Source organism: Rhizobium rhododendri (assembly GCF_007000325.2).
GTDB lineage: Bacteria > Pseudomonadota > Alphaproteobacteria > Rhizobiales > Rhizobiaceae > Rhizobium > Rhizobium rhododendri.
Genome location: NZ_CP117268.1, coordinates 617,907 through 629,827 on the forward strand (window position 1 = coordinate 617,907; position 11,921 = coordinate 629,827).

Consider the following 11,921-nt stretch of genomic DNA (forward strand, 5'->3'; position numbering starts at 1 on the left):
GGACCGTTTGTGCGTCGTCGCGGCTCGCGGTCATGAGGCCACCTTCATTTCACCGGCCTGGCGTCCGGCCATCAGGAATCCGATCTCGTCCTCGGTCGTGTTGTCCGGATCGACTTCTCCGACGATACGCCCGGCAAACATCACCAGGATACGATCGGCCAGCTTGAGAACTTCGTCCAGCTGCACGGAGATCAGCAGTATTGCGGCGCCGATTTGCCGTTGCCGGATGATCTCGTCGTGGATTCCTTCCATGGCACCGATGTCCACGCCGCGTGTCGGCTGATCAATGAGCAGGAAGGGTGCTCCACGGGAGAATTCACGGGCCAACACGACCTTTTGCATATTGCCGCCGGATAGCGTCCTGACCGCGGCTCGATGGCCGGTCGCACGGATGTCAAACTGCTTGATCAGCCGTTCGGCTTGCTGCTTGACATGCGTCCAGCGAATGAAGCCGCACTTGGCAAACGGCGCTGAGTGCTGCCGTCCCATCAGGATGTTCGACGCGATGGAAGCCGAGGCATCAACGCCGCGCACCAATCTGTTACCTGGCACATGCGAGAGCCCGGCGATGCGAACGGTTAGCGGATCCTGCCCCTGCACGGGCGTCTGGCATAGTTGGATGACGCCGTGGCTCGGTTGGCGTAGGCCTGAAATCACTTCCGCCAGTTCGGTCTGGCCATTGCCATCGACGCCAACGATGCCGATGATCTCGCCGGCCCTGACCTTGAAATTGATGTCGCTCAGCGTCGGCAGGCCGCGATCGTCGCGGGCACAGACCTCGCGCAGATCAAGCACCGGCTCTCCCGTCACCGCGCCTCGCGGCCGGCGATCGAAATTGACGGCCCGGCCGACCATCATCCGGACGAGCTCGTCTTCCGAGACTTCGCTGGTCGGCCTGGTGCCGACCACGCGGCCGTCGCGAAGCACCGTGATCGTGTCGGAGACCTCCATCACTTCCGACAGGTGATGCGAGATGAAGATCACCGTCATGCCTTTTTCCGTAAAGGATCGCAGGATTCGGAATAGGTCCCGGCTTTCCTGCGGCGTCAGTACGGCTGTGGGTTCGTCCAAAATGACAATCTTCGCACCGCGGGCGAGCACTTTGAGTATCTCGACCCTTTGCTCGATACCAACCGAGAGCTCTGCAACGCGACGATCCGGATCGACCTGAAGGCCGAAGGCTGTCGACAGTTCGCGGACCCGTGCGCTCTGCGCTTTGCGATCGATGAGACCGCCTTTGGTGATTTCCATGCCGAGAAAAATGTTTTCGGCAACGGTCAGCGACGGCACCAGCTTGAAGTGCTGGTGCACCATGCCGAGACCGAGCGCGATCGCCTTGCGCGGCGAATCCATCACCACCGGTTCACCATCAATGCTCAGAACCCCTGCGTCTGGCTGGTAGAGGCCGAAGAGGACATTCATCAACGTCGTCTTTCCAGCACCGTTCTCCCCGACCAGCGCATGGATCTCGCCCTTGCGAACCGCGAGATTGACGTCGCTGTTGGCCGTCTGCGGGCCGAAGCGTTTTGTGACGCCGGACATTTCGATCGCGTAAGCCATCAAGCTCTCATCGTTTTCAACGGCCATTGACCTAAATCAAAAAGGAGGGACTTGGCGCGAATAGAATCGCCGCGCCAAGTTGGACCAAGATTCCGAACTGGAGACCCGATCAGACCCTGGGCTTTGCTCTACTTGTTTAGAGCCACGGAGATCGTGCCGTCGGCGACGCCCTTGCGCATAGCTTCAAGCTTGGTCATGACATCGGTCGGGATCTTGTCCTTGACCTGATCACAAACCTTCAGCTCGACGCCGCCTGACTTGATGCCGTAGAGTACGGAGCCGTCCTTAATAGGATCGTCGCCACTGACCTGGCCTTTGATCATGTTGTAGACTGCGATGTCGCCACGTTTCATCATGGATGCCAAGATGTTGCCCGGTGCGGTGGCGCATTGGTCGATGTCAACGCCGATCGCGTATTTGTTGGCGGCCTTGGCGGCTTGAAGAACACCCTCACCAGTCGGCCCCGCTGCCTGGTAGATTATATCGATGTCCTGACCGTACATAGCCATCGCCACTTCGCTGCCCTTGGCCGGATCGTCGAAGGTGCCAGCAAACACACTGTTGACCTTCACGTCCTTGGAAGCTTTGGCGACGCCCTGCTCCATACCCATAAGAAAGTTATGAATGACGGGGATGTCGCGGCCGCCGATGAAGCCGACTTGCGAAGAGTCGGCGAAGCCGTCAACTTTTTCCGCTGTCAACATGCCCGCAAGGCCGCCCGCGAGGTATGAACCCTCTTCCTCTGAAAATTTGACATAGGTCATCGTCGGGCTATCGAGCACGCCATCAATGAAGACAAAGCGTTGCTTTGGGTAGGCGGCATGCGACTTCTGGAGCGCGTCGACCAATTCCCAGCCCATGACGAAGATGACATCGTAATTGCCATCCTTGGCCAGGTTGTTGAATTGCTCCTCATAGTCGAGCGCGCGATTACCGGTGTCAACGATCTTCAGCTCGATGCCGAGATCCTTCTTGGCCTTGTCTAAGCCATTGACGATCGAAATGCCGAAGCCCTGCGAGAAATATCCCGAAATCGCCGCGACCTTGAGCTGAGCGGCATCCGCAGCCGTTGCTCCGAAGGCCAGAGTGGCGATCATCGCCGAACTGGCAAGCACTTTCCTGAAAATCGAAATCATGATCGTTCCCACTCTGTTGTTGTTTGTTAGCCCGAACCGCCGTTTCAAGCGCATCCCAGTCAGCGCAGGTCGATCTATATAGTTCGTGGACGAACTAAACTGAGCCGCAAATTCAACGTTTGTCAAGCAGGGTGCAATCAGAAATATTGTTGGACTACGGACGGATTTTTAGCTTAACTTGCTCTGCGACGCGGGGTCGGCGGAGGTAAATGCAGGGATGCATATCTTGGTGACGGGGGCTGCTGGACTGCTTGGCCGCCATGTGGTGGAGGCTTATCGTGCCGCCGGCTTTGCCGTTACGGCCATGGACATCGTCGGCAACGAAAGCGGCGATATAGTCGGGGCCAACCTTTGCGACCTTCCTACAGCGACGGCACTGATCAGGGACGTTGATTGCGTGGCGCATATCGCATCGATACCGCGCCCCGTAGGCTACGCGACAGATGATGTCTTCAGAACGAACATGGCCCTGATGTTCAACGTGCTGACCGCCATGGAAACGGCCGGCATAAAGAAACTGTTGTTTGCCTCATCCTTTAGCATCATCGGCCTGCCGTTTGCGCCGGCTCCGGTGCAGCTCGATTTTCTGCCAATCGACCAGTCCCACAGAGCCCAGCCGCAGGACATCTATGCCGTGACAAAATGGCTGGGTGAGGAGATGGTTGAAGCCTGGGTCAGACGCACCGGCGGGACGGCAATGAGCATCCGGATGCCCTGGATACAAACACCGGAGAGTTTCTTCCGGGATGTCGGGCCGCGCCGCCAGAGCTCTGATGCGCCTCTGGATCTTTGGGCCTATATCGACGCAAGGGATGCCGCAGAGGCTTTCGTCCGGGCTGCCAGAGCAGAGGCGACAGGTCATGAACGCATCTTCATTTCGGCCGACGATACCTATAGTGAAACGCCGTCACATCAACTGCTCGAGACGCACTATCCGGATTTGGAACTGCGGGAATATCTAGATGATCACGGTAGCCTCCTGTCGAATGCGTTGGCGAAGGATCTTCTGGGGTTTCAGCCACGTTATTCCTGGCGTTCTTACCCTGACCCGCTGGTTGCACACGAGATCTGAATCAAGAAGAGGCGTGCATCGAAATGACATTCGTACAGGATTTTGCAGGCAAGACAGTGCTTGTCACCGGCGGTGGCGGGGTCATAGGCAGTACGGCCGCCAGGATGTTTCTCGAGCGCGGCGCGAACGTCGTGCTGGCAGATATCGACGGGCAGACATTGGAAAGTAAGGCGTCAATGTTCGGGGTCGGGGACCGACTGGCAATTGTTGCTGGCAACTTGTCCGACGAGACCGCGGCGAAGGGAGCGGTCGATCTCGCTCTCAGGACATTCGGTCGTATCGACGTCGTCTTCAACAATGCGGGCATTTCGGGCATCGTCGCGCCGGTACATCTGCTCGAGGCGTCGGACTGGGACGCCATTGTCAACGCCAATCTTCGTAGCATGTTTCTTGTGTTGAAGTTTGCGGCAGCGGCGATGGTAAAACTGCAGATTGCCGGCAAGATCGTGAACATGGGATCATCAATGGCCGGATGGGACGTCCTTTCTGGAGGCGCTGGCTATGCCGCCACCAAGAGCGCCGTCGTCGGCCTGACCAAAGTCGCCGCCCTGGATCTGGCGCGCTATGGTATACGAGTGAACGCGGTATGCCCCGGTGTGATTGAGACGACGCTCGGTGTGCCCGGCATGCGAGGGGATGAAGACATTAAATCGGCGGTCGAGCATTTCGCTGAGCGGATTCCGCTCCGGCGGATCGGTCAGCCGGAAGACGTGGCAGAAATCGTTCTGTTCTTGGCCTCGGATGGGGCGCGCCACGTCAGTGGCGCGGCGTGGCTGGTGGATGGTGGACAGACGCTGCAAAGCTTCTCAAATGCGCCGACAAAGGGCGTGTATCCAAAGCGGATCAGGTCGATGGATGAGTAGATTGATCGATAACGCTGCTGGGGCCATTAGCTCAAAGTAGGTGGTGAAAAGAGCTCGGAGAATTTAACTCTGAATTCCGCTATGAATTGCGGTGAAACAGAGCGTTAGCCGCGCCTGCGCTGTTCCGTAGATAAGGCGGATGAGCTGTTCATCGAACACGTAACTCTGGGCTTGGCTGCATCTTTTCGATGGGGCAGGCAACGCATGTTTTTCGAACCACCACCAGAAGAGGTACCGGAAAAGACCATGTCCAGGCGAATTGCAGTGATCGGAGCGGGCATCAACGGCCTTGCCGTGGCCCGACAGGTTATGCTGGATCATTCGGGCATTGCCGTCACCGTCTTCGAAAAGGAGGCGAATGTTGCCCAGCACCAGTCGAGCCACAATTCTGGCGTCGTGCATGCTGGCCTCTATTACGAGCCGGGCAGCCTGAAGGCGCGGCTTTGTACCCGCGGCGCCGAACTAATTCGCGACTACTGTGTCGCCCACGCGCTGCCCTATGACGAATGCGGCAAGCTTGTGGTGGCGCTCAAGGACGAAGAACTGCCGCGGCTGGAGGCGATCCACAGGCGGTCGATCGCCAATGGCGTGCCTGGGGTCAGCCTGATCGGGCCTGAGCGGATGCGCGAAATCGAGCCGAACGGCGTCGGCATCCGGGCGCTACACTCGCCGCGCACGGCCATAGTCAGCTACGAGGTGGTAGCCAGGCGCATCGCCGCCGAAATCAAGGAGTGGGGCGCCAGCCTCAGGCTCGGGACGAAGGTCGCCAAGATCACCGAAAGCAGCGACGGCGCCTATGTCGAGGGTGCCGAAGGGCGGCTCGACGACAAGCCCTACGACCATGTCATCGCCTGCTCAGGCTTGCAGTCGGATCGCCTGGCGTGCGCCTCGGGTGACGGGGACGAACCGCGCATCGTGCCGTTCTTCGGCCTCTACTACGTCGTCGACGCCGCCTTCAGAAAGCACGTAAAGGGGCTGATCTATCCGGTTCCGGATCCGCGCTTTCCCTTTCTCGGGGTGCACTTCACTAAGCGCATCGACGGCGAGATTACTATCGGCCCGAATGCCTTCATCTCGCTCGGCCGCGAAAACTATTCCGGCCGCCGCTTCGACCTGCGCGACATCGCCGATTTTGTCACCTTTCCCGGCTTCTGGAAATTTGCGGCCCGCAACAAGGCGGTGGCCATCCGAGAACTGAAGACCGTTCTCAGCCAGAACACCTTCGTGGCTGAAGCGGCGAAATATGTTCCGTCCCTTGCAGACGTAAAGGTAGTGCCCGCTACCCGAGGTATCCGCGCCCAAGCTATGAAGAACGACGGCCGGTTGGTAGATGATTTCGTTATCCGCAAGGCGCGATATGTGACCCATATTCGCAACGCGCCGTCGCCCGGCGCCACATCATCCTTAGCAATTGCCGAGCACATCGCGAAAGAGATCGGGGCATTCCAATAGGGTCCATAAATTTGGTCTGGCAACTAGCGTTGAGCCAGTCGATGTCCCGATGACCGAATCTCAACTCGATTCTCGAACTCATGAGGTTCCATAAATGGGCGTTACGCTTTCATCCGGTTGATTTCGTAAGAATAAATTTTGCGGCTGAGTGGTCGGCGGTTCGGTTCCTATCAAGCGGAAGGCTATATAAACGCGTCATCGTTTTCCCCCTTTATGGCCAGAGACGGTTCATTTCCCAAGTCAACCCGTCTCCAGCAAGGGCGTACTGCAGACGGATATGGTTACGATCCGTTGCTCCTTGCCAGAACTCAACAACGACGCGAGAGACGGCATACACGCGCCAACCCGGTGCAACGTGGTCAGGGTTGGCTGCCAGGAAGGCCCGGGCGTCAACAATACGTCGCTCGAGCTCTTGCCTATCTTTCAGACCGTCGCTTTGCTTCGATGCGATCGCGCTCACTTTCGAACCCGCGGGTCGGTCCAGAAAATCCTCGGCGCATTCTTCGGCAGAAAGCGCGACGGCCTCGCCACGTATACGAACCTGCCGACCAAGGTCGGGCCAATAGAATGTCAAGGCGACCTTTGGCATCGACCCTATCTGCTTGCCCTTAGGGCTTCCGGCCTTCATTGCGAAGTGCCAGCCGCGCTTGTCGACATTTTTTAAAATAATAACTCGGGCATCCGGCCAGCCGTTCTCATCTGCCGTGGATAGCGTCATCGCATGTGGCTCTTTGATGCCAGCAGCCAAGGCATCGTCAAGCCATATTGTGAAAGCAGCGTGCGGTGTGTCGGGAAACCCCTCCACGTCCATATGAGGAAGCGGTCCTTTGAGGGAGGGTATCTGACGCAACTTGTCTTTCATCGACAACTGGCCCGGATTAGAGCTGCTCATGGTCGGTGTTCCTTGGGGATAATTGCGGGGATTGTGGACAGGGCTGTCGCGGAAAATCCGATATCGTGAGTGTCTCGCCCAAGTAGGATGGTCGACAACCCAGCAGCTTGACCGCCAGCAATGTCCGCGTCGGGGTTGTCGCCAATCATCCACCGAGCCCGACCGGGAGCCAGCGATTCAATCGCATATCGGAAAAGTGCTGGTGATGGTTTTTCAAGGCCGATCTGCCCTGAACAAAAGACTTTATCGAAATGGATGCTAAGCCCCAACCCATCCATCAGCGATGGGAGCTCGGGAGCAAAGTTGAAAATAACTGCGTGGTGCCAACCGAGGGCAGACAGGTGTTCCAATACCTCGACGGCGTCTGGGTCTACCTGCCAACCAGCAAGATCCAGATAGATCTCGCGCGATCTTATTGAGACCGATATGGCCAAAGTCTTTTCCATGCCAAGGGTGACAAGAGCCGTTTCGGCGGCGGCGAGGATAGGGCTCCACCATCCATCTGCGTTTCCTGCCCAGGAATGCGCAAGTTCGTCACGGTGCCAGGGGAAGGCACCTGATAGGAATGGCCTGATGATATCAGCAGTACAGGTGAATGTGGGATCGGCAACAGTGGCTGCAGCTTCCAAAGCGCTTGTATAGCGCCCCTTACGTACGGCAAGCGTTCCCTCAAAATCCCAGAGGAGGTAGTTTTTTGAAACCTGGTTTGACAACATCGAGAGCCCTGGAACGTATGACCTCTTAACGGTATGATTGTCCCTAAAGAGGTATATACCTCTATCATCGTCAACATGACATTGGAATGACAAAGGGCATGGGCCTTATAATGTCGAACGCTAAATCTGAGAAGCAACCGCTATGGCTGCAGACGGCTCACAAAATCCGTAGACGGATAGAAGAAGGCGTCTTGAGGCCCGGCGAGAGAATGCCTTCAAGTCATCAGATTGCCGAAGAGTTTGCGATCAACCGCATGACGGCCCGGCGTGCCCTGGCAGAGCTGGAGAAGGACGGGCTTCTTCGCATCCTTCATGGTAACGGCACCTTCGTCGCCGATGCACCGATACCGTATGCCATTGGGACCAGGGTAAGGTTTGACCAAAATCTGGAAGCCGTGGGCGCCGTTCCGGAAAGAATAGTCCTTCGGCGCTGGTTGGAACCGGCAACTGAAGAGGTGGCAGCACAACTGGCGTTGTCGATCAGAGCGCCGCTCATTGTGATGGAGATCGGTGCTTATGCCAGCGGCCATCCAATCGGGATTGGGAGGCGTTATTGCTGTGCGACAAGATTTGCTGGTTTCGCAGAGATTTTTGAGGAGCTTGGCTCAATCAGTATGGCGCTGAAGCAGTTCGACATTGACGATTTTCAAAGAGCCAGCACAATCGTCGTCGCCAGGATGCCGACGACCGATGAATGTGAGTTTCTCAGGTCCTCGAAATCTCAGCCTGTCTTGGCATACAGCGCGATCGATGTGGCTCCGGCGGACGAGCCGATATCCTATTTTACGGGTTGTTTTTCGGCTCGTGCGGTTGAAATGCACATTTTCGCCTGAGCACTCGACGGTTCGATCCTCTCCAAGGCGAGAGGTCGCCTGATAGCGGTGTGATCGTCTCAACGAACCGATCCACTTCTCTCGGCAAGCCTTGTCTTGAGAGCCAAAAGCTATCACTGGCGCGTCTGGCGACCTCGCCTGTCGAGGTGAGCCCATCCTCCGGGGAAGGCTGCCAATAGACTCTTGTCAGCCGATCAGACCTTCGCTCTCTATGCCCTTCGTCAGCTCCAACGCCTGGTGCTCGAACAGTCTGCGATAGATCCCGTTCCTCCGTCGTATAAGGCGAGCGTGGGTATCTTCCTCAGCGATATGTCCGTGTTCGCCGCCCGTATATCCTGCCAGGGAGCAGCTGGCTGCGGTGCCCTGAACCGCATGGGCCCTAACGGTGGTGCGGCGAAGGGAATGCCGCGCCAGCTTCGCACCCCATCCGTCACGATGCCGGCGAAGAAGCCGCTTTCGATCTCAACGGCGAGACTGCCGTGGGGGCTCTGATCAGACATGCGCTGCTCCTTCGAGTGGCGCCGTTTCTGTTGTCAATGCTTGGCGCGGAATGGGCGTGGGACCATCCAGCCCCGGCAAGAAAAAACGAGATCCGTTCCGCAGTGATGGAGAGGGTAGCCGGCGTCGCCTCACAGGGCGACAAACCGAGTGCCGACGCGCGCATGGGCGGCGCTATGGCAAGGTCCCACAGAAATTGCGCATTGGCTACGATCGCGTGCTCCTCTGCCGGCTGGACAAGGCGAAGAATAGGGTAAAGGCGGCTCGTGGCCCGAAGCGGACGTCTTCCAGCACTGGCACGATCTCCGGAAAATGGTCTGCCTGCGCGACAAGGGTAAGTTCCATCGCGATGATGTCCGGATGCAGAAAGAAACGAAGCAGATCCTGGCAAACGTTCAGCAACTGATCGGCTACGGCCCGATCTCCGGCGCATTTCACAACAATCTCGTCCAGATGCCAAACATCGCCGGGGCGGCCCTGCCGTCTCCGCAAGTTGTGGGCGATATGGGGTCCGAACTTGGCGATCCAACGGCGGATCGTCTCATATGAAATATCTCTCTCACGCTCGAGTAGCATTAGCTCAACTTCACGAAGGCTCAGGTTGAACGGTAGGTAAAGCCAGGCCGCGTGAGAAACGATCTGCGGCCCAAAACGGTGACGCTTGATATCCGGTGTTTGCATCGCCGAAATTTACGCCCAACCCAAAACGTAGGCAACTGCAAGCCGGTGAACTTGACAACACCCATGCAGGGATATCTGTTCTCGAAACCTGTGTTTGAATCGGTAGCGAAGGATATCGCAGCTCTCAAAACCTGCCAGATTTGAGCAAACGGATGTTTTCCAACATAGTCGAGTGCTTTTGCGAGAGGCGGTTGCGTCACTATTCGATACCGGAAAGACCGAGCAACGTCCCCTCGACATGCGTGCGGGTTTGGCCGCCGATCCAGACCTGGCCCTCGTCATCCCGGCCCACATGAACACGCCCATTACGACCGAGACAGGTGCCCTGCGCGGCTATGTAGTCAGTATCCACCACGCGGGTCGCAAACAGCCACTGCGCCAGCGAGGCGTTGAGACTGCCGGTAACCGGATCTTCCACTATCGTTCCCAGATTGTCGGTGAAGAAGGCACGAACCTCGAAGGCGGCATCGCCGCCGAGAGCATGGGGGCCAATCACGCCGATGTCGATCCGCCGCGGCCAGCTCCGTGCCGGCTTGAGCGACAGAAGCTTTTCGGCCGATGCCAGCCGGATGCCGAGCCACCCCGGACCGTTGTCGATCCAGGCAGCATCGACGATCTCACGGCTATCGATACCAAGGAACTCTTGCGCTTCCAGTCGCTCCCCATGGGATGGCGCGCCCGAGCGGATGAGAGGCGGAGCAGCGAAGGAGAGCCGGTCCTGATCGCGCCGAATTTTGACCAGACCCGCCCCGCACTCTTGGATGATATTTGATCCGCCTTTCGGCACCCAGCCGCTCTTCAGCCAAACGTGGCAGGTGCCGAGTGTCGGATGCCCGGCGAACGGCATCTCCCGATCCAGCGTGAATATCCTGACGCGATAGTCGGCGACCGGATCTATAGTCGGCAGCAGGAAGGTCGTCTCCGACAGGTTGAACCAGCGCGTGAGGCGCTGCATCTCCTCGGTGGGAAGAGCCTCCGCACCGATGATGACAGCCAGAGGATTACCGGAGATCGCGTCCGAACCAAAAACGTCGACCATTTGAAACGAAAGGCTCATTCGATTTTACCTCCCAGACGCGAGCAGCTTCAGACCCGCAACAGTGAACAAGGCGCACAAGCCGCTTTCGATCCACCGTCGCAGTCGTCCGTAAATGGCGATCATCGGCGCAGTCGAGAACAGCACCGCATAGCCTCCAAAGACGAAGACGCCCAGCAGCGCGCAGCCGCCGATGATCGTCGGCAGCACGCCGGAGGGCGTATCGTTCCGAAGCCCCAGCGACATGATCGCGATCCATGAGAGGACCGCCTTTGGATTGCCGATGTGCATGAGAATGCCTTGTCGATAGAGCTGGCGATAGCGAGGAGGAGGCACATTGGTCCGTGTCGTCAGCACGTCGGAGGTCTCGCGCATGGCCGATCGTCCCGCGCGAAGCGCCAGATAGAGCAGATAGACACCGCCCAGAATTTTGATGACGAAAAGCGCGTCCGCATAGGCCGCCAGCACTGCGGACATGCCCGTCGCGGCGAGGATCGCCCAGAAGAGCGATCCCGTGATGACGCCGCCCGCCAGTGCAAGGGCGGGACCGCGACCGTCGCGCATCGCCGTTGCCATGATCGCCATGTTGCTCGGCCCCGGACTGGCCGTCGCGAGGAGATAGGTGGCATAGACGAGCCCGATCTGGCTGGCGATCATCGAACGGTCTCCCCAAGTAGCCGCCGCTCCCCACGCGGATCAAGGTCGCCGCGATAGACGATGTGGGTCTTGTTTACATCGGGGTCGCGCAGATAGGCATCACAATACCCCTCGCCATAATGCGTACGGGCGCCCGGTACGCCCTCATCCGTGCCGATGTTCGCCAGCCCCGAGGTCCATGACGCGTTCACCGCTTCGGTTGTGGGCGCTAGGAAAGCGGCGATACTGCCGTTGCTAACCGTTGCCGGTCGCCCGTCGTGCGGGCTGTACACATAGAAGCGCGGGAGTGGCGCGTCCCCAGACACCCAGCATAGTGCCAGAGGGCCGTCATCGGGGTTGACGTCACGTTGCCGCAACCCGAGCGGTGCGAGAAGTGCATCATAAAAGCGGCCCGCTCGCTCAGGACCCCGGGTTCCGACAGTGACATGGCTGAACATGCGCCCTCCATGCGTCCGTCTTGGCGGACGTACGCTCATTAATTGATCGAGCTTGCCCTCCTATCAATTGTTACACTTGTGCGCTATT

12 protein-coding genes and 1 pseudogene are annotated in these 11,921 nt (G+C 58.2%); 4 read left to right on the forward strand and 9 right to left on the reverse strand.

Annotation, left to right across the window (positions count from 1 at the left end; translation table 11 throughout):
- Window positions 1-30: 30 nt before the first annotated feature.
- Window positions 31-1,560 carry an ABC transporter ATP-binding protein gene (locus PR018_RS20580; RefSeq protein ID WP_142831143.1) on the reverse strand — a complete coding sequence of 510 codons (1,530 nt, stop codon included), beginning with the start codon at window positions 1,558-1,560 and terminating at the stop codon, window positions 31-33.
- A gap of 128 nt (window positions 1,561-1,688) precedes the next feature.
- Window positions 1,689-2,822 (reverse strand): BMP family lipoprotein, encoded by a 1,134-nt coding sequence (locus tag PR018_RS20585; protein ID WP_244615426.1) that lies wholly within the window; start codon window positions 2,820-2,822, stop codon window positions 1,689-1,691.
- Window positions 2,823-2,913: 91 nt separating this feature from the next.
- Here PR018_RS20585 and PR018_RS20590 point away from each other — a divergent pair, with 91 nt between their 5' ends.
- The 3 genes from PR018_RS20590 (at window position 2,914) to lhgO (ending at window position 6,083) form a co-directional block, all read left to right on the forward strand.
- Window positions 2,914-3,768: an NAD-dependent epimerase/dehydratase family protein gene (locus PR018_RS20590; RefSeq protein ID WP_142831144.1), complete on the forward strand. Its 855-nt coding sequence runs from the start codon at window positions 2,914-2,916 to the stop codon at window positions 3,766-3,768.
- Between the two features lie 23 nt (window positions 3,769-3,791).
- Window positions 3,792-4,631, forward strand: a complete 840-nt coding sequence (locus PR018_RS20595; RefSeq protein WP_142831145.1) for an SDR family NAD(P)-dependent oxidoreductase — start codon at window positions 3,792-3,794, stop codon at window positions 4,629-4,631.
- 246 nt (window positions 4,632-4,877) lie between these two features.
- Window positions 4,878-6,083 (forward strand): L-2-hydroxyglutarate oxidase, encoded by a 1,206-nt coding sequence (gene lhgO / locus PR018_RS20600; protein ID WP_142831146.1) that lies wholly within the window; start codon window positions 4,878-4,880, stop codon window positions 6,081-6,083.
- A 211-nt stretch (window positions 6,084-6,294) separates the two neighbouring features.
- On the opposite strand, the gene PR018_RS20605 is transcribed toward lhgO, so the two are convergent.
- Together PR018_RS20605 and PR018_RS20610 are read right to left on the reverse strand one after the other, a co-directional pair.
- Entirely contained in the window at window positions 6,295-6,975 is a 681-nt protein-coding gene (locus PR018_RS20605) for a pyridoxine/pyridoxamine 5'-phosphate oxidase (protein WP_244615428.1), read from the reverse strand.
- Window positions 6,972-7,691 carry an HAD family hydrolase gene (locus PR018_RS20610; RefSeq protein ID WP_142831147.1) on the reverse strand — a complete coding sequence of 240 codons (720 nt, stop codon included), beginning with the start codon at window positions 7,689-7,691 and terminating at the stop codon, window positions 6,972-6,974. The genes PR018_RS20605 and PR018_RS20610 overlap by 4 nt, the downstream gene beginning before the upstream one ends.
- Window positions 7,692-7,777: 86 nt before the next feature.
- On the opposite strand from PR018_RS20610, the gene phnF reads away from it, so the two are divergent.
- Window positions 7,778-8,524: a phosphonate metabolism transcriptional regulator PhnF gene (phnF, locus tag PR018_RS20615; protein WP_142831148.1), complete on the forward strand. Its 747-nt coding sequence runs from the start codon at window positions 7,778-7,780 to the stop codon at window positions 8,522-8,524.
- 221 nt (window positions 8,525-8,745) lie between these two features.
- Here phnF and PR018_RS20620 read toward each other — a convergent pair whose 3' ends face one another.
- From PR018_RS20620 to PR018_RS20640, 5 genes and pseudogenes are all read right to left on the reverse strand, one after another.
- Window positions 8,746-9,024, reverse strand: a complete 279-nt coding sequence (locus tag PR018_RS20620; RefSeq protein ID WP_142831149.1) for a carboxylesterase family protein — start codon at window positions 9,022-9,024, stop codon at window positions 8,746-8,748.
- A gap of 415 nt (window positions 9,025-9,439) precedes the next feature.
- Window positions 9,440-9,703, reverse strand: a pseudogene (locus tag PR018_RS20625) (IS6 family transposase); the annotation flags it as partial.
- A 199-nt stretch (window positions 9,704-9,902) separates the two neighbouring features.
- A complete protein-coding gene (locus PR018_RS20630; RefSeq protein ID WP_142831150.1) occupies window positions 9,903-10,760 on the reverse strand; it encodes a PhzF family phenazine biosynthesis protein in 858 nt (285 codons plus the stop codon).
- A gap of 6 nt (window positions 10,761-10,766) precedes the next feature.
- Complete coding sequence (locus PR018_RS20635; protein ID WP_142831151.1) at window positions 10,767-11,396, reverse strand: LysE family translocator; 630 nt, start codon at window positions 11,394-11,396, stop codon at window positions 10,767-10,769.
- Window positions 11,393-11,833, reverse strand: coding sequence for a VOC family protein (locus PR018_RS20640; protein ID WP_142831152.1), 441 nt, complete (start codon window positions 11,831-11,833; stop codon window positions 11,393-11,395). The genes PR018_RS20635 and PR018_RS20640 overlap by 4 nt, the downstream gene beginning before the upstream one ends.
- Between the last annotated feature and the right edge of the window lie 88 nt (window positions 11,834-11,921).